This is a genomic window from Methylobacterium sp. ap11 (assembly GCF_900110515.1).
GTDB classification, from domain to species: Bacteria; Pseudomonadota; Alphaproteobacteria; order Rhizobiales; family Beijerinckiaceae; genus Methylobacterium; species Methylobacterium ajmalii.
This window is the reverse complement of the sequence record NZ_FOEB01000004.1, coordinates 352,309-368,295: the sequence shown is the minus strand read 5'-3', so window position 1 is coordinate 368,295 and position 15,987 is coordinate 352,309. Positions and strand designations below refer to the sequence as shown.

General features: G+C 66.1%; 14 protein-coding genes and 1 pseudogene. 11 read left to right on the top strand and 4 right to left on the bottom strand.

The genetic code is table 11. The features are described 5' to 3' along the window. Window positions 1-71: 71 nt before the first annotated feature. Window positions 72-1,637 (bottom strand): Do family serine endopeptidase, encoded by a 1,566-nt coding sequence (locus BMX97_RS08310; protein ID WP_244538335.1) that lies wholly within the window; start codon window positions 1,635-1,637, stop codon window positions 72-74. Window positions 1,638-1,866: 229 nt separating this feature from the next. Between BMX97_RS08310 and BMX97_RS32735 the strand changes: the two genes are divergently transcribed. The 3 genes from BMX97_RS32735 to BMX97_RS08300 all read left to right on the top strand — a co-directional run bounded on the left by BMX97_RS32735 (window position 1,867) and on the right by BMX97_RS08300 (window position 3,137). Continuing rightward, complete coding sequence (locus BMX97_RS32735) at window positions 1,867-2,037, top strand: hypothetical protein (protein ID WP_177202152.1); 171 nt, start codon at window positions 1,867-1,869, stop codon at window positions 2,035-2,037. A gap of 165 nt (window positions 2,038-2,202) precedes the next feature. After that, complete coding sequence (locus BMX97_RS08305; RefSeq protein ID WP_091747887.1) at window positions 2,203-2,700, top strand: peptide deformylase; 498 nt, start codon at window positions 2,203-2,205, stop codon at window positions 2,698-2,700. Between the two features lie 155 nt (window positions 2,701-2,855). Next, on the top strand, window positions 2,856-3,137 hold the full coding sequence (locus tag BMX97_RS08300; RefSeq protein ID WP_244538334.1) for a hypothetical protein: 282 nt from the start codon (window positions 2,856-2,858) through the stop codon (window positions 3,135-3,137). A 21-nt stretch (window positions 3,138-3,158) separates the two neighbouring features. Here the strand turns inward: BMX97_RS08300 and BMX97_RS08295 are convergent, their stop codons facing one another. Beyond that, entirely contained in the window at window positions 3,159-4,130 is a 972-nt protein-coding gene (locus BMX97_RS08295) for a hypothetical protein (protein WP_244538333.1), read from the bottom strand. A gap of 219 nt (window positions 4,131-4,349) precedes the next feature. Here BMX97_RS08295 and BMX97_RS08290 point away from each other — a divergent pair, with 219 nt between their 5' ends. The 8 genes and pseudogenes from BMX97_RS08290 (at window position 4,350) to BMX97_RS08250 (ending at window position 12,392) form a co-directional block, all read left to right on the top strand. After that, entirely contained in the window at window positions 4,350-6,347 is a 1,998-nt protein-coding gene (locus tag BMX97_RS08290) for a methyl-accepting chemotaxis protein (RefSeq protein WP_244538332.1), read from the top strand. Window positions 6,348-6,513: 166 nt separating this feature from the next. After that, window positions 6,514-7,119, top strand: a complete 606-nt coding sequence (locus BMX97_RS08285; RefSeq protein ID WP_091747877.1) for a LemA family protein — start codon at window positions 6,514-6,516, stop codon at window positions 7,117-7,119. A 4-nt stretch (window positions 7,120-7,123) separates the two neighbouring features. Beyond that, on the top strand, window positions 7,124-7,936 hold the full coding sequence (locus tag BMX97_RS08280; protein WP_091747874.1) for a TPM domain-containing protein: 813 nt from the start codon (window positions 7,124-7,126) through the stop codon (window positions 7,934-7,936). Next, the gene (locus BMX97_RS08275) at window positions 7,936-8,559 is read left to right on the top strand and encodes a hypothetical protein (RefSeq protein ID WP_091747871.1); all 624 of its coding nucleotides are present in this window, start codon (window positions 7,936-7,938) and stop codon (window positions 8,557-8,559) included. Before BMX97_RS08280 ends, BMX97_RS08275 begins: the two co-directional genes overlap by 1 nt. A 154-nt stretch (window positions 8,560-8,713) precedes the next feature. Then, entirely contained in the window at window positions 8,714-9,076 is a 363-nt protein-coding gene (locus BMX97_RS08270) for a nuclear transport factor 2 family protein (RefSeq protein ID WP_091747868.1), read from the top strand. 73 nt (window positions 9,077-9,149) lie between these two features. Beyond that, a pseudogene (locus BMX97_RS08265) lies at window positions 9,150-9,659 on the top strand (transposase); the annotation flags it as partial. A gap of 757 nt (window positions 9,660-10,416) precedes the next feature. Continuing rightward, window positions 10,417-10,983 (top strand): hypothetical protein, encoded by a 567-nt coding sequence (locus BMX97_RS32730; RefSeq protein WP_177202151.1) that lies wholly within the window; start codon window positions 10,417-10,419, stop codon window positions 10,981-10,983. 347 nt (window positions 10,984-11,330) lie between these two features. Next, complete coding sequence (locus tag BMX97_RS08250) at window positions 11,331-12,392, top strand: glycosyltransferase family 32 protein (protein ID WP_177202150.1); 1,062 nt, start codon at window positions 11,331-11,333, stop codon at window positions 12,390-12,392. Between the two features lie 1,229 nt (window positions 12,393-13,621). On the opposite strand, the gene BMX97_RS08240 is transcribed toward BMX97_RS08250, so the two are convergent. Both BMX97_RS08240 and BMX97_RS31980 read right to left on the bottom strand, forming a co-directional pair. Beyond that, on the bottom strand, window positions 13,622-14,692 hold the full coding sequence (locus BMX97_RS08240) for a GSCFA domain-containing protein (RefSeq protein ID WP_210187624.1): 1,071 nt from the start codon (window positions 14,690-14,692) through the stop codon (window positions 13,622-13,624). Continuing rightward, window positions 14,689-15,453: a hypothetical protein gene (locus BMX97_RS31980; RefSeq protein WP_143074577.1), complete on the bottom strand. Its 765-nt coding sequence runs from the start codon at window positions 15,451-15,453 to the stop codon at window positions 14,689-14,691. The genes BMX97_RS08240 and BMX97_RS31980 overlap by 4 nt, the downstream gene beginning before the upstream one ends. Window positions 15,454-15,987 lie beyond the last annotated feature (534 nt).

The following is a 15,987-nucleotide window of genomic DNA, read 5'->3' as shown; positions in this document are numbered from 1 at the left end:
CGGACGCGCCGGCCCCTCCCGGGGCCGGCGCCTGGATGTCGGCCCCGAGGGGCCTTGGCCGTCGGGGAGCTTTAGCCGTTCTTGGACGCCGACAGCCCGATCGCCACGAAGCGGGTGCCCTTGTCGTTCTTGATCCGCATCAGCACCGCCTTGCGGCCGTCGGTCTCCGCGGCGCGGATGCGGGAGGCGACGTCGGACAGGCTCGAGACCGGCTGGCCGCCGACGTCGAGGATGACGTCGCCCTCCTGGATGCCCTTGGCCGCCGCCGGGCCGTCGGGATCGACGCTCACCACTGCGACGCCCTCGCTCCCGGCACCGACCTGGCCCGCCGGGGCGAGCTCGAGGCCGAGCCGCGGCTGGCTGTCGCCGCGGCGCCCGCCGCGGTCGTCGGCGCTCGCCACCTTGGTGTCGTTCGGCAGCGTGCCGAGGGTCACCTGAGCGGTCTCGGCCTTGCCGTTGCGGACATAGGCGAGATCCACCTTGGTGCCGGGCTTCAGCGAGGCGATCCTGCGGGACAGCTCGCGGGCATCGCTCACCGGCTCGCCGTTGACCGACTGGACCACGTCGCCGGACTTCAGGCCCGCCTTGGCGGCGGGCGTGCCGTCCTGGGCGCTGTTGACCAGGGCGCCCTTGGCCTTGTCGAGGCCGAGGCTGTCGGCGATGTCCTTCGTCACCGGCTGGATCTGCAGGCCGAGATAGCCGCGGGCGACCTTGCCGTCGGCGCGCAGCTGGTCGACCACCGCCTGCACCGTCTCGGACGGGATCGCGAAGGCGAGGCCGACATTGCCGCCGGACGGCGAGGCGATCGCGGTGTTCACGCCCACGACCTCACCCTTGACGTCGAAGGTCGGCCCGCCGGAATTGCCCTTGTTGATCGGCGCGTCGATCTGCAGGAAGTCGTCGTAGGGGCCGGCGCCGATGTCGCGGCCGCGGGCCGAGACGATGCCGGCGGTGACGGTGCCCCCTAAGCCGAACGGGTTGCCGATCGCCACCACCCAGTCGCCGACCTGCGGCGCGCCGTGGGCGAGCTTCACGTAGGGGAATGGCGCCCCGTCGGTGACCTTGAGGAGCGCGAGGTCGGTCTTCGGATCGGTGCCGATGATCTTGGCCGGCAGGGTGCGGCCGTCGTCGAGCGTGACCTCGACCGACTTGGCGTTGTTCACGACGTGGTTGTTGGTGACCACGTAGCCGTCGGCCGAGATGAAGAAGCCCGATCCCTGCGCCGCGCCGCCGCCGTGGCGCTGCGGGCGCTGCATGCCGCCACCCATGCCGCCGGGGCCGCCCTCGCCGAAGCGGCGGAAGAACTCGCGCAGCTGCGGCGGCACGTTCTGGAGGTTCTGCTGGCCGCCGCCCTCCTCGTCGTCCGAGGCGTCGTCCTTCAGCTTCACCTTCACCGAGACCACGCCCGGCTTCACCCGGTTGACGATCGGCGCGAAGCTGCCCGGCGGGTGCTCGGCGGTGGTGATCGGGGTCTGCGGCAGGGCCTGGGCGTAGGCCGGGTTGCTCGGGGGCAGGAACGCGGTGCCGAGCGCCCCGGTGGCCACCAGGGTGACGGCCGCCACGGAGGCGAGGGCCTTGCGGTGGAAGCGGGAGGTCGGGGCGGTCTCGGGGGTGTTGGACATCGGGGTCTTGGACATCGGGGTTTCGGGCTCCGTGTGGCGAAGGCCGCGCTCGCGGCCGGTCGATGGAGCCATTATGGTCGGCGGGCCTGACGGGCCGGTGGATCGAAGATTACGGATCGGTCAGGCGCCGGACGCTGCGCCGGACCGGTCCCGCGCCGGAACGGCGGGCCGGCCTCCGGCTTGACGCAGGACCGCCCCGCCCCGATGCCGCGCTTCGAGCCCGCATCCTGCCGTGAGGAACCCCATGGACATCGCCCTCTCGGTCATCTCCCTGCTGCTGGTGCTCGTGCTGATCGCCCGGGGCGTGCCGGGCCGCAACCTGCTGGTCGCCCTCGCGATGGCCCTCGCCGTCGTGGTGCTGGTGGTCGGCGTCGAGCGGGCCGGGCTGTGGCCGGCCTCGTTCCACACCCGCTGAGCGGACGTGCCACGGTGGGCCGGCGCCGTGCCGGCCCCAAGCCCCGGACCCAAGCCCCGGACCCAAGCCCCGGCCCCGGCGCCTCGCCGGCCCAGGCCGTTGCCGTGGCGCGGGGCCCCGTCGCAAGACCGGCCGCTACCTTCGCAATCCGCCTGGGACTCCCCGATGCCCGTCCGCCCCCTGGTGCTCTATCCCGACCCGCGCCTGCGCCTCGCCGCGCGCCCGGTCGTGGCCTTCGACGCCGCGTTGCGGACGATCGCCGACGACCTCCTCGACACCCTGCGGGCGGTCTCGGCGCTCGGCCTCACCGGCCCGCATATCGGCGTGCCGGCGCGGCTGACGGTGATCCGGGCCGGGCTCGAGCTGACGCCGCGCACCTACGTCGACCCGGAGCTGGTCTGGGCCTCGCCCGAGACCGCGCGCCACCGCGAGGGCAGCGTCTCGATGCCGGGCGTCGACGAGGAGATCGAGCGCCCGGCCCGGGTGCGGGTGCGCTGGCGCGACCTCGACGGCACGGCGCACGAGGCCGAGGAGGAGGGATTCGCCGCCGCCTGCCTCCAGCACGAGATCGACCAGCTCGACGGCCTGTTCTGGATCGAGCGCCTGTCGCGCCTCAAGCGCGAGCGGGTGCTCAAGCGTTACGCCAAGCTGCACCGGGGCTGAGGGCGCCCCCGCCGGTCGGCCTCGCCAGGAAGCCTTAACCGGAGCGGCCGCAGGGTCGGGGTCCCTGCCGTACCGGAACGGCGGGGCCAGCCTGGCCGTTATCCCGGCAATCGGGCCGCCCCCGGCGGCCTCCCCACCCCGCGGAAAGGATGCCGATGCGCGCCCTCCGGATTCTCCTGATCCCCGCCACCCTGCTGGCGACGACCCTGGCGGCCTCCGCCCAGCCGGCCCCGTACCGCTACCCCCCGCGCGACATCGACGCCACCGGCACGGTCGGCGGCCGCGCGCCCTGGTCCGCGCCCTGGGTCTACGACACCGGCGGCGACAACGACCGTCACCCCGAGCGGCCCGCCTACCAGCAGGGCGGCGGCCAGCAGACCGGCGGCCCCGCCCGCAACCTGCTGCCGGACGACGGGCTGCACCTCTTTCCGCGGTAGGGGCGCCCCCGCCCGCGGCGTCTACCCCTCTCCCGGACCGGAGAGGGGATCCCCCGACAGGACGAGGTCGAGGGCGGCCGGACCGAACGGCTCGTCCGGCGCGCCCCCCGCCCGCCGGACGCTCGCCCGCTCCCCGGCTTCCGCAGCGCACTTGTCGACGTGGATCGCCCGGTTGACCACCTGGAGGTTCGGCACGCCCCAATAGGCCAGGAGCGCGGGCCAGGGCCGCGCCCGCTCCTCGCGCCAGATCCGGTAGAGCGGCACCCGGTGGTCGATCTCGGCGGTGCGCAGCAGGCGCTTGCCGGACTGGGCGCAGCGATGGCCCTGGCGGCGCTTCAGTTCCTTCACGTGGTCGGTCGGCGCGATCCAGAACTTCCAGGCGGCGACGCAGGCGGCATGCCAGGCGGCGTTGCGGTTGGGCGCACCCGTCCCCCACAGGTCGCGGTGCCAGCCGAAGCGGTAGACCGGCTGGCCGCAGACGCAGCAATGCCCCTTGCCCAGGGCGTGCGGCCCCTCGCGGAACGGCGCCGGCGGCATCCGGAAGCTGAACGGCAGCCCCTTCTCGGACAGGTCCTCGCCGGCCGTGCCGGATCCGCGGCCGCCCTTGCGCGGGCCCGCGGCCTCGGGGCTCGCGGTGCCGAGCCGCCAGGTCCAGCCCTCGGGCTGGCCCGAGCGCGCCGCGAGCGCCCGCGCCAGCCGGTCGGCCCGCAGGATGTGGTGGCGCCAGTAGCTCTCCACCGCGAGACGCGGCGTCGGCGGCACCAGCGGCCGGGCGAGGGCGTGGCGCAGCACCGGGACCGGGAAGACCGCCGGCAGCGACTTCTCCAGCCGCGCCCGGGCGGCGGCGTTGCGCCCCTCCCGCCACGGGACGGCCGCCGGAGCGGCGTCGGGTGCGCCCTCCCCACCCGGGCCCGCGGGCGTCCCGTGATCCGGCCCCTCTCGATCCGGCGTCTCTCGCCCGGGCTTCTCCCGCTTCGCCGCCCGCCGCGCCATGTCCCCTCGTCCGAATCGCCGTCGTCGCGCCGCGAAGGCATAGCCGCGCCGCGGCGTTCCGCCAAACCGGTCTCGCCCCCGACGCGGCGCACCCGCGACAGACATGGCGCGCGCCGGCCGGCTCCGGCCGGCCGTTTGAACTGTATTCGCTCATTGGCAATTAACCATGCCGCAACGAATAACCGTCAAGAGTCGCCGCCGGATCAGGAGATGTCGCTCGTGAAGACGGGTATTCGCACGCGCCTCTACGGCGGCTTTGGAATTCTGGTGGCGCTGTCGGCGGGCCTGGGCGTCTATGCCCTGAGCAGCAGCAGCGGCACCGGTGCGCGCTACGAGGAGCGGGCCAAGCTGGAGCACGTCGCGCTCCGGGTCTTCTCGGTCAACAGCCTCACCAACCAGCTCGCCAGCCAGGCCCAGAAGTACCGGTTCACCCAGGCCCCCGAGAGCCTGAAGTCGATGGAGGCGGCGCTCGCCCGGATCGACGAGACCAGCGCCGATCTCGAGCGCACCGCGATCTCGCCCGAGCGCAAGGCGCTCTACGGCACCATCCTGGCCAATGCCCAGGGCCTCGCCGGCGACATGACCCAGCTCGGCCGGCTGGGCACGCTCATCCAGGACAGCAAGGCCAAGCTCTTCACCGGCGGCGACGCGCTGACGAAGGCCTCCGGCGCCCTCGTCGCCGAGGTGCGGGCGAACGGCACCGGCGCCGAGGTGCTGCGCGCCGCCGCGGTCGAGTCGGCGATGCTGCTGGTGCGCGTCGCCAACTGGCGCTTCCTCGCGGTGCAGGACGCGGCGGGCCCGACGACCTTCGCGACCAACGCCCGCAACGCCGAGGCCGCCCTCAAGGCGCTCGCCGACCAGGACGTGCTCAACGCCTACGCCAAGCCGATCGCGGCGGTGCGCCAGGCGCTGGCCTTCTACAAGGAGCATTTCGAGGCGACCGCGACGGCGCTCACCGGCAGCGCCGCCCTCTACGAGCAGGGCTTCCTGCCGAAATTCGCCGCGATCGAGAAGGCCGGCGAATCCGCCCGGAGCTCGATCGAGACCGCCGTCGACGTGATCGCCGCCTCGACCACCAGCGCCGCCGCCACCGCGCAGGCGCTGCTGATCGGGATGATCGGCGCCGCGGTCGCCCTCGGCTTCGGCCTGGCGCTGCTCATCGCCCGCGGCATCATCGGGCCGATCCGCGGCATGACCGGGGCGATGACCCGGCTGGCGCAGGGCGACCTCGCCGTCGACGTGCCCTCGCGCGACGCCGTCGACGAGATGGGCGACATGGCCAAGGCCGTCGACGTGTTCCGCGCCAACGCGGTGGCGCGCCAGGAGATGGAGGCCCGCGCGCTCGCCGACCAGTCGGACCGCGACCGGCGCGTCGCCGCCGTCGACCGCCTGGTGCGCGGCTTCGAGGCCGACATCGTCGCCTCCCTGGACGTCGTCGCCGCCGCCGCCACCCAGCTCGACGCCACCGCCCACGCGATGAGCGGCGTGGCGGAAGGCACCAACCGGCGCGCCGTCGCGGTGAGCGCCGCCTCCGAGGAGACCGCCACCAACGTGCAGACCGTGGCGGTCGCCGCCGAGGAGCTGGTCGCCTCGCTCCAGGAGATCGAGCGCCAGGTGCTGCGCTCCAACGAGGTCGCGGGCCTCGCCCGGCGGGAGGCCGACTCGACCGGCACCGCGATGGGCGACCTCGCCCGCGCCGCCGACGAGATCGGCACCGCCGTCACCATGATCTCGGCCATCGCCTCCCAGACCAACCTGCTGGCGCTCAACGCCACCATCGAGGCGGCGCGGGCGGGCGAGGCGGGCCGCGGCTTCGCGGTGGTGGCCGCCGAGGTCAAGGAGCTCGCCGGCCAGACCACCCGGGCCACCGACGCGATCGCGAGCCAGATCGCCCGGATCCAGGGCGCGGCCGGCCACGCCGCCGGGGCGATCCGCCAGATCGGCGAGACCATCGTGTCGGTCAACGAGATCTCCGGCGTCATCGCCGCCACGGTGACCGAGCAGACCGCCACCACCAACGAGATCTCCCGCACCATCGGCGAGGCCGCCCGCGGCACCCAGGAGGTCTCGAGCAACATCGGCCAGGTCACGGCCTCGGCGAGCGAGACCGGGCACGCCGCGAGCCAGGTCCTCGACGCCGCCCGCAGCCTCTCGGACCAGTCGATGGCGGTGAAGGGCCAGGTCGACCGCTTCCTGCAGGCGATCCGGGCGGCCTGACGCCTCGACCCCGGTCCCGACGGACCGTACGGCCCCGGCGCCCGCGCCGGGGCCGTTTCGCGTTCCGGGGGGCGCTGGATTGCGGCGGGGCGCCGCCTATCTGCGACACGGCAACGCTCGCGGCGCCGTCGAGGCGCCGCCCCGGACCCGGAGCCCCGCCGCCGCCATGACCGCCTCCCTCCTCGGCCGCCTGCGCCTCGCCGTCGTGGCGCTCGCCCTCGCCACCTCCCTGTCGGCCTGCGACGCGATCAACCGGGTGCCGACCCTGGAGGAGGCCGCCAAGTCGCGCTGGGGCGAGGTGCAGAACCAGTACCAGCGCCGGGCCGACCTGATCCCCAACCTCGTCGAGACCGTGAAGGGCTACGCCCAGCAGGAGAAGGACGTGCTGGTGCAGGTCACCGAGGCCCGCGCCAAGGCGAGCTCGGTCAAGGTCGATGCCGCGACCGTGAGCGACCCGCAGAAGTTCCGCGAGTTCCAGGACGCCCAGAACCAGCTCTCCGGGGCGCTCGGCCGGCTCCTCGTCACCGTCGAGCGCTATCCCGACCTGAAGTCGAACGCCAACTTCCTCGCCCTTCAATCGCAGCTCGAGGGCACCGAGAACCGCATCGCGGTGGCGCGGCGCGACTACATCCAGGCGGTACAGGCCTACAACACCGAGATCCGCACCGTCCCGGGCCGCTGGATCGCCTCGACCCTCTACCCGGAGGCCAAGCCCATGGAGGCCTTCACCGCCACCCCCGATGCCAGCCGCCCGCCGAACGTGAAGTTCTAGGGCGATGCGCCGAGTCCCGGGCGCCGGCCCCCTCGCCGTCCTGCTGGTCCTGTGGGCGGGGCTCCTCTGGGCGGGGGCGGCGTCGGCCCTCGACCTGCCGTCGCTCACCGGCCGGGTCGTCGACGGGGCCGGCCTGCTGCGGCCGGAGGAGCGGGAGGCTCTGGCCGCGACGCTCAAGGCGCACGAGGACAAGACCACCGACCAGGTCGTGGTCGCCACCGTGCCGTCGCTCCAGGGCACCTCGGTCGAGGACTTTTCCAACCGCCTGTTCCGCGCCTGGGGCCTCGGCACCAAGGCGCGCAACAACGGCGTGCTGTTCCTGATCGCCCCCTCCGAGCGCAAGGTGCGGATCGAGGTCGGCTACGGCCTCGAGGGCGCGCTGACCGACGCCCTGTCGAAGGTGATCATCGCCAGCGCCGTGGCGCCGAAGTTCAAGGCCGGGGATTTTCCCGGCGGCATCCGGGCCGGGGTCGACGGGATCCTGGGCATCCTCTCGGGCGACGCCGCCGAATGGCAGCGCCGGGCCGAGGTGCGCGAGGATTCCGGCGGCGGCCTCGATCCGGTGCTGGTCGTGATCCTGCTCGTGCTGGTCGGGTTAGTGCTCGTCCGGCTGCTTGCCGGGGGGCGCGGCGGCCCCGGCCGGCCGCATCGCCGCTCCGGCGGCGGCTGGATCGTCGTGCCGGGCCCGGGCGGGTTCGGCGGCGGGTTCGGCGGCGGGGCCGGGGGTGGCTTCGGTGGCGGCGGCGGGTTCGGCGACGGCGGCTTCTCGGGCGGGGGCGGCTCGTCGGGCGGCGGCGGCGCCTCGGGGGATTGGTGATGGCGGGCATCCTGAACGAGGCGGAGCGCGCCCGCATCGCCGCCGCGGTGGCACAGGCCGAGCGCGGCACGGCGGGCGAGATCGTCGTGATGGTGGCGGCCCGCTCCGGGGCCTACCGCAGCCTGCCCCCGTCGCTGGCGCTGGCGGGCGCGCTCATCGTGCCCTGGCCGCTGATCGGGCTCACCGGCCTCTCCGCCACCCGGATCTTCCTGGTCCAGCTCGTCGCGGCCCTGGCGCTCCTCGTGAGCCTCGCGGCGGGCCCGGTCCGGGCGCGCCTGCCCCGCGCCCTGCCCCGTCCGCTGCGCCGCGCCCGCGCCCGCGCCGCCGCCCGGCACGAGTTCGAGGCCCGGGGGCTGGCCGGCACGAGCGGCCGCACCGGCGTGCTGATCTATGTGGCGCTCGCCGAGCGCTACGCCGACGTGGTGGCGGATATCGGGATCGGCCCCGCCCCGGAGGCCTGGCAGGCGGTCCTCGCCGACCTCGTGGCGGCCCTGCGCCGCGACGCCCTGGCGGACGGCCTGGTGCGGGCGGTGGAGGCCACCGGCGCCATCCTGGCCGCGGCCGCCCCGCCGCGGCCCGGCGACACCGACGAGCTGCCCAACCGGGTGATCGTGACCGAGTAGCGCGACGACCCGACGGGCCGTCCGGCGACGATCTGCCGGCGACGATCTGCCGGCGACGATCTGCCGGGTCGTTCGATGATGACCCGGCAGGTCATCGACGTGCCCCCCGGCCCGCGTCCATTCTCGTCCGGCACCCGCCCGGAAGGACGCTCCGATGACCGATCCCGCCGCCCTCGCCGCCCGCTACCTCGCGACCTGGAACGAGGCCGACCCGGCCCGCCGCCGCGCGCTCCTTGCCGAGACCTTCACCGAGGATGCCGCCCGCTACCGCGACCCCCTCATGGCCGGCGAAGGCCATGACGGCCTCGACGCCCTGATCGGCGCCGTGCAGGCGCACTTTCCCGGCCTGCGCTTCCGCCTCGCCGGCCGGCCCGACGGCTACGGCGACCGCCTCCGCTTCTCCTGGGCCCTGGCGCCCGAGGGGGGCGAGGGCGTGGTCGAGGGCACGGACTTCGCCATCCTCGACGACGGCCGCCTCGCCGAGGTGACCGGCTTCCTCGACCGGGTGCCGGCCTGAGGGCCGAAGCCCTGAGGGCCGAAGCCCGTGATCCCCGCACCCGCCGGATCCCCTGATCCTGCCGCTCGTCACGCCCCTGCTGGCGATCCTGGCCACCATGCTGGAGCAACTCGACCGGCTGACCCGTCAGGTTCTCGTCATCGTGCGCGGCGAGGGGGTCTGCCGCCGGCTGATGAGCGTGCCGGGTGTCGGCCCGATCACCGCGCTGGCCTTCCGCGCCACCATCGACCGGCCGGAGCGGTTCCGACACTCCCGGGACGTGGGGGCCCACCTCGGCCTGACGCCCTCCCGCGACCAGTCGGGCGAGACCGACATCCAGGGCAAGGTCAGCCGCTGCGGCGACGAACTCGCCCGCACCGCGCCCTACGAGGCCGCGCACTCTCTGCTGACGCGCTCGCGCAAACGGTCGAGCCTGCGCGCCTGGGGCATGCAACTCGCCAAGCATCGCGGCATGACGCGGGCCCGCGTGGCGGTCGCGCGCAAGCTCGCCGTCGTCCTGCACCGGATGTGGAGCGACGGGACCGCGTTCCGCTTCGGCAAGGAGCCGGCGCCGGCCATCATGCCGGCCATCATGGCTGCCTGACGCAAGATACGCCTGCTGCGGCGAACTGAACGCCGGCAGGCCGGACGTCACCCGCGAGGGTGACCCGGATCGTTCCCGTGGGGACGATGGGCGAGGCGATCTCGTTGAGCGTCTCGAACCGGCCTGCGTCAGCAGGCCAGGTCGTGAAACAGATTGAGACGCCTCGCTCTCCTGACCCCATCATGCGGCGGCCGCGCGCCGACCGCGAAGAGAAGCGCGTGACCCGCGGGAGCGACACACCGGGACACAGGAAACATCGATCGGGAGACGCTTGCCTCACGAACCCCGATCAGAGAGGCTCTCAGAAGGGGGAGCCTCCGGGAATTACCGGCCGGTTCATGACATGGACATCTTTCCACCCAGACTGTTGCGCTAACCGGGCTGCGCTACGCTCCGACGCCCCGAAAGGGCGAGCGGGGTATCAGCGCCGTGCTCGGTCGGGCGCAAGCCCCTTCCGCGCGGTCGGCCGGCCGGCGAGGGCGTCGGGGCCGCGGTGGTCGGGGGAAACGCCGTCGATCAGGACGACGACGCCGTCGGAATGCGCCGTGCGCAGGGACAGGATCGCCCGGTAGGCCGGGGACTCGTACCGGCGTGCTCCTGTCGATAAACCCGGTTGGCTCGCCCTCGCAGAAGGCGAGCTCGGCGTTCGCGAAGGCGCGGGCGCGACCAACAATCCTCGCGTCGTACAGCCGTTTGCCGATGCGGGCTTCTCCGGCATCAAACAGGACAACGTCGCGTGTGTGCGGCGGCCGTCGGCGTGGTGCTCTTGATCGCCGCGACGCTCGCGATGCCGGGCGATCCGATGGAACGCGCGTCGCTGGAGCCGCTCGCCGAGCACGGGTTCAGCGAGGGCGACATGGCCTTCTTCCCCGGGGCGGTGGGCGTGCTGCGCGTCACCGCGCTTTGGCTGAATGGCCACATCGACAACGGCATCACGAAGCCGAATGGCGCCGACATCCGGGCGGTGTGCTCGGGGCTCTGCGCCCTGGTGATGGGCCAACTGACCCTCGCCCTGGTGGTCGACGCCTTCACGGCGGAGGCGCCGTCCTACGTCATCCCGGTCTTCGGGACCCTGACCATCTTCGTCGGCGTCGTCGTGGCCGCGACCTGCGTCGCCATGGTGCTGCAAGCGAACACGGACAAGCGCGAGGTGCCGGCTCCGGCGCCCGGCTCGGTGGGCGATACCATGGTGCATCTGCAAGGCCCAGCCCGTGCTGACGATTCTACGCGACTTGCGAGAGATCGGACGCCAGCAGCTCGAGCACATGGTGCGGATCGCGGAATGCGTTCGGATCACGCGCGAGGCGGCGGAGGCCCAGACTGACCTGCTGCGCAGCATCGACCGGGAGCAGGTCACCTACAACCGGACCGTCGACCGGCACGAGTAGCACCATGGAACCCGCCCCGCCGCCGAGCCATTGGACCGGCGGATTTCCAGACCCGAGACCCCGCCTGAGGGCCCGACGGCAATCGCCGAGCGGCGCCTTTTATCGGCTACCTGCCAGCGCGCCTCTCCTTTCAGACAAAATCTTTTTGCCAGATGCCTTGGAAAATTCTACCTTGGGTTGCGTATCCTCATTCAGCCCGTATCTAATGGACACGCGAAGCTCGCTGAGCGATGGTGCCGGTTTCGCCGCATGCCGCGAATGTCGGCCTTGGGGGGTGATCGGGATGAACGATTTTTATACTTACCAATCTGATTGTTCGATTATCAAAAATAAAGAGCAAATACTCAAGAAAAAAATTACTGAATCTCAAAAATATATTCAAAACGGTGATTCCGCGATCTACGATCTTTATTTCAGCTATATCGCAGGAAAAATCACTGCTGACGAAATAATGCGGAATAATGCAGCTTTAGACGAACTGGAAAAAACGATTGAAGGGCTACGCAGTGCCGGCAAATATGATGCTGCGCTCGCTTGGGGGGAGGTTTTATACATCGTAAAAAGAAACCACTTTACCGGATGGATAAGTTTACTAGATATTTACATCGACAATGGAATAATTTCCTACTCTGCTCTGAATGAAGATCCGGAAAAACAAGTATCACCCACTATTCCGAAAAAAATTATACAGTTTTGGGATAAATCTCCGCCGGAGGGGGTGCTTGAACTTATAAATATTTGGAAAAAAGAAGAAGATAGCTTCGATCATACGCTAGTTGACGAAAGTTTTGCAAGGGATTTTCTCACGAACGGGTTCCCAGAAGAGTACGTTAAAGCTTTCAATCTTGCGCCAACAGCCGCAGGAAAATCTGATATATTCAGACTTGCTTATTTATACGAGAATGGAGGATTATATATTGATGCCGATGAAAGACGCTTTGGAAATGTAGCTAGTCTCATACCTGAGGAGGCCGAGATAGTTGTCAACGTGAGTCCGGGGCCGCCGCCATGCATAAATAATTGGTTCATCGGCTCAAGCGTCAAGTGTCCTCTGATCGGAGAAATGCTGCTTAGAGCTGTTCAGGGAACTATCGATAATGATGGATCTAATCATGAGCTCTCCCCCTGGATTCTAAGCGGACCGGGTCTTTTTACTATGACTATATTGGATATTTTGGTAGAGAACGGAAGAAACGATCCGCGCCTTGAGAAGCTATTCCTGCATACAGAGGCTGATTATAGGCGAGTTGCCGTTGAAGATCTGAGACTAGAATACAAAAAAGACCCAAATAAGAATTGGAAATCAAGATATGAAAATCATTTGCACGAAGAGGCAAGTGATTAATATTTAACGATAAGGGCCCGCCAATAAATGGCAGGCGGGCCCGTCGCTTATCTTGCTATGCGTCGGAACATCAACGGCGATTGGAGTGGCGATCCATAATCCAAACAAGCCAGTCATCCAATAGAGGTGCGATATTATCAGTGCTCAGTTGGGCAAGCTGTTCACGGGCCTAAGCATTGGAAACTTACTGCTCAGCTGCCTCGCGTCGTTCGAAGACATCGCTGTAATACACTGCGATCATTCCGTAGCGTCGTAGGTCGGTTAATATTCTTCATGGGGCCGCTGTCAAACGCCGAACTTAAGGCAGTATTTTTCCCAGTCGCGGCGCGTCCAGCGTCTCCATGCCCTAATTGGCGGGACGTCCCCGCCTTTGCCAGCGCATCGCCCGGGGCGCTGCAATCGGCTCTGTGATTTCCTGCCGATGGCCTATTCCCGCGCCCGGGGCACGCCCAACTGATCCACCGTCGACCAGGGCTTCATCTCCATCTTCCAGCCGATCTCGGACTCGAGCTGCGCGTAGAGCGCCTGCATGTCCAGCATCACGCCGATGCGCTTGCTGTCGCAGGCGGAGCGCGATGTCGGGAATCGGTAGATCGGGTGGGAACTGGTCGGTGGCGACGATCGCCCCATGCCCGCAGTCGTGGCACGAGACCCAAGCCGTGATCTCGCCCTGCGCGTGGGCACTGCCGACGGTAGGTGGCGCGGCCTCGCTGCGGGCCTCGTCATAGGATCGGCGCGGGTTGCGGCGGCGCCTCACCGGACCCTCCGCCCGCGAAGGTCGCGCAGCTCGACGCCCGCCACGACCCGCTCGAGTTCCGCCGGTGCGAGCGCTGTCCGCCGCCACCCGCCCATCGCGTCGTGGTCCGTCCACGGCTCGGTCGCGCCAGGATCATGTCCGACCTGCACCGCGTCGGCCAGCTCTCCCGCGGTAGGGGATGGACCGCGACCGGCCATCGTCGCGGAACGGGTAGACAATGCGGCGGTCGGTAGTCACCGACCCGCCCTCTCATCCAACCGCCGCACCGCCCGCCTCGACCACACCATGGTCGCTCGCCGCGGTTCATGCCGCGGTTGAGCGAGGTACCTACCGTCCAGGCAATGCAGTAGAGTTTTTTGCTTGTGCATCCTGCCCGACGGACACACGAAGTTCACCAATTAATGGCACGAGTTCGCTGTAATTTTCAATTACAAAGCTTGAATAAATGATAAATTGCATCGTTTTTACATAATTATTGGAATTGACTTAAGGCTTCTTCTTCACAAATAACTCGCACAATTTCTTCTGTGTTTTGTATGGTTGGGCGATGTAATTCGGAACGGATATCCGGCGATTTATCGCTCGATAAACCGCCATAATGCTTTAGAAATAGATTCATAACGTGCCCGACGCCGTCCTCAGTTACCGAACGAAGATCATCTGCGAAATAATTTCCTCTATTAAAGCTTCCAGTTATTATTTCATAAGAAGGAAAGTAGGCAACGTCATCATGCCGGGATGCAAATTCGCCAGCAGCTGCGCGTAAAACCGATTTAGAATGGACTGTTGCGGTTAGAACGTGATCCTCGCAAGCTGTCGCTGCTAATGGCACCGGAGATACGGTGAGTATAAACTTTGCATATCTATTTTTTTTATCAATAAAACTTTTGATTTCCTCAAGATCTCTCATAACATCAAGAACGGTCATATTGTAAAAGTTATGTTCCTCTGGTTTAAATTCTCCGCCGGACGTGCCTGGACACAGAGGAAAAACGGCTCCGTCAATAGACGACATCCAGCATTCGGTGAGGCCTAGCGTAAATACGAATACATCAAGCTCTTCGATGGCTTGACGAACTGCACCAAAATGTTGAGTGCGATCGGCCTCATACTCGTCGATTGACGAGAATCCGCCAGGCTGAATTTGCGGCCGAAACGGGTCTAGATACCCACCGGCTCCATTGGCCCACCGGTCTTCCTGCGGTTTGAATAAGCCGTATGCCCGCCTCAGTAGCTGTAGCATTTGCCGTGTCGTATAAATGTTTGCATAGCGCGCTGTGAATGTCCCATAGTTCGACTTTTCAGAGTGATACTTAGATAGCAATGGGTGAGCATTTTCAGTAACAAGGTATTCAAATCCACTATTTTTTAGGTATCTAGCAATATGCTGAGCGAAACAGCTTCCCGCTGTCATAACCTTATCTTTGTTAGATATTGTAAATTTCAATGGACCTATGGGATCAACCGCGTCTGGCGGCGTCTGAGAAACGGACGACCGCCAAAATGCTGTTTTAGGTAGTGTTTTGTATGGATGCATTGTCATATTTCATTATCCTTGATGAGACTGCGATTTATCTGTTGCCACACAAGTGCGCCATATTCGGTGCCAGCATGCACTTCGTCATGCTCGAAACCAGATTTCAGCATTCCGTCATCATCAACGCACTCCATGGGCGGATATACGATTTCAATACCATTTTCATTCGCAATGTTTTTTGCAACTTCTATCCATAGAAGCCACATTTTAAGTCGCAACAAAGCAGGGGGAACGCCAAATTTTTTGATATAAGTTTGCAGCGGCTCCGCCGGAGCGTTGATTATTTTATTAACATTAGCTACTGGCGGTGGAGGTAGTATTTGATGAATTTTTTGCTTAACAAATGGCCTTATATGATCAAGAATTCGGAGGGCAGGGCCAATCGAATCTTCAAAATGTTGCAAGATTGTAGTGTAGGGAATTATATTTGCAGTAGAGTCAAACGGAAGATCGGGAGCAAACGGTAATATTACATCAAACTTCCGATCACTACCAGTAATCGACCAGATATAATGTTCAGAGCCTAATAGAGAAGCGTATATATGAGAAGCTTCTATCTTCTCGGCAGCACGGCAGATTTCTTTTAATATATTTTCGTTGTAAGCTACACCATTGTCCCAGTGAAGGTTTGGGTTAAATTTCTGCTCAAAAAGCGATATAAAATCCACGCGGAGCCGGTCATATATTGATTCTTCGATCGACTTGTACCCTCGCATAAGTGAAGTGAGATGGCTGTGACCAAAAGAGACTGCCTTATAGGTTTGCATCTCACATTCCAGACAGATTATCCCAAGCGTATCGCCATCTTTTTGTTGGCGAAACTACACGAAAACGTTTTCGTGCGAAACATGACGCCGCAACGAGCAGATGTCAAGTCGCGAATAGCATGATTTTGTAATGGAATTAGGCTATAGATCATATCGGAATGCTACTGCGTCAATATAAAACGAATTAAATAACAAAAAATAATAATACATCAGCACTTATATAGCTATACTAAGTCATTTTATCTAAACCAATATATGACGCTGCGGCATCGACTTGAGGCTAAATTTGCCGATTTTGGGGTCGAGCTGTGCCAATCGTGAGCAGAAAGTGTCATAGATAGTCTGCCGCCCAAGCTTGGCACATTCGGAGGCACCCCGTGGATCTCGACCGAGAGCGTCACGAGGATCCCGCTGTGGTCCGCGCGGATCGCGCCGCGCTCCAAGTGGACCCCGAACAGCCACAGCGTGTCCCACCCTGCCGCATGTGCCTGATCCCCCATCGCTCGACGAACTCGCCGCACGGTCGATGGGTCT

Bases quoted from the DNA above. Each gene is read 5' to 3' on its own strand.
- BMX97_RS08310 (WP_244538335.1), bottom strand. From the start codon at position 1,637: ATGTCCAAGACCCCGATGTCCAACACCCCCGAGACCGCCCCGACCTCC.
- BMX97_RS32735 (WP_177202152.1), top strand. From the start codon at position 1,867: ATGGACATCGCCCTCTCGGTCATCTCCCTGCTGCTGGTGCTCGTGCTG.
- BMX97_RS08305 (WP_091747887.1), top strand. From the start codon at position 2,203: ATGCCCGTCCGCCCCCTGGTGCTCTATCCCGACCCGCGCCTGCGCCTC.
- BMX97_RS08300 (WP_244538334.1), top strand. From the start codon at position 2,856: ATGCGCGCCCTCCGGATTCTCCTGATCCCCGCCACCCTGCTGGCGACG.
- BMX97_RS08295 (WP_244538333.1), bottom strand. From the start codon at position 4,130: ATGGCGCGGCGGGCGGCGAAGCGGGAGAAGCCCGGGCGAGAGACGCCG.
- BMX97_RS08285 (WP_091747877.1), top strand. From the start codon at position 6,514: ATGACCGCCTCCCTCCTCGGCCGCCTGCGCCTCGCCGTCGTGGCGCTC.
- BMX97_RS08280 (WP_091747874.1), top strand. From the start codon at position 7,124: ATGCGCCGAGTCCCGGGCGCCGGCCCCCTCGCCGTCCTGCTGGTCCTG.
- BMX97_RS08275 (WP_091747871.1), top strand. From the start codon at position 7,936: ATGGCGGGCATCCTGAACGAGGCGGAGCGCGCCCGCATCGCCGCCGCG.
- BMX97_RS08270 (WP_091747868.1), top strand. From the start codon at position 8,714: ATGACCGATCCCGCCGCCCTCGCCGCCCGCTACCTCGCGACCTGGAAC.
- BMX97_RS08250 (WP_177202150.1), top strand. From the start codon at position 11,331: ATGAACGATTTTTATACTTACCAATCTGATTGTTCGATTATCAAAAAT.
- BMX97_RS08240 (WP_210187624.1), bottom strand. From the start codon at position 14,692: ATGACAATGCATCCATACAAAACACTACCTAAAACAGCATTTTGGCGG.
- BMX97_RS31980 (WP_143074577.1), bottom strand. From the start codon at position 15,453: ATGCAAACCTATAAGGCAGTCTCTTTTGGTCACAGCCATCTCACTTCA.